General features: G+C 65.0%; 1 protein-coding gene. It reads right to left on the reverse strand.

The features are described from left to right. A partial coding sequence (locus ACLEQD_RS45180) for a type 4a pilus biogenesis protein PilO (protein WP_410392036.1) occupies window positions 1–333 on the reverse strand: 333 nt, incomplete at its 3' end. Window positions 334–408 lie beyond the last annotated feature (75 nt).

The following is a 408-nucleotide window of genomic DNA, read 5'->3' on the forward strand; positions in this document are numbered from 1 at the left end:
CTCCAGGCCGGACTTCTTGCCGATGTCGTTGATCTGCGCGAGCAGCTCTTCCATGTCGCGCCGCTCGGGCAGCTCCGTGAGGGCCTCCGCCAGCTTCTGCTCGAGCACGTCCATCTCACGACGGCGCTCGTTGAGGTTCTGGGCGATCTCGCTCTTCTCCGCGAGCTCCAGGTCCAGCGTCCGGCGCTCGGACTGGCGGCGGGCGATGTCCTCTTCCGTGGGCTGGATGAAGGAGAAGAAGTTGCCCACGGTCAGCAGGACGACGAGGGCCGCGAGCCCGCCGAACTTCGCAGCGGGAGGGGCCTTCGCGAGTTGATCCAGGTATTTTTCCATGACAGGGGTCCTTCGCCGCCAATCAGATGGCGTAGTTGGCGGTGAGGGTGAGCTTGAACTCGACGTAGGACGGGG

It is taken from the genome of Corallococcus sp. 4LFB (assembly GCF_046520365.1).
GTDB lineage: Bacteria > Myxococcota > Myxococcia > Myxococcales > Myxococcaceae > Corallococcus > Corallococcus caeni.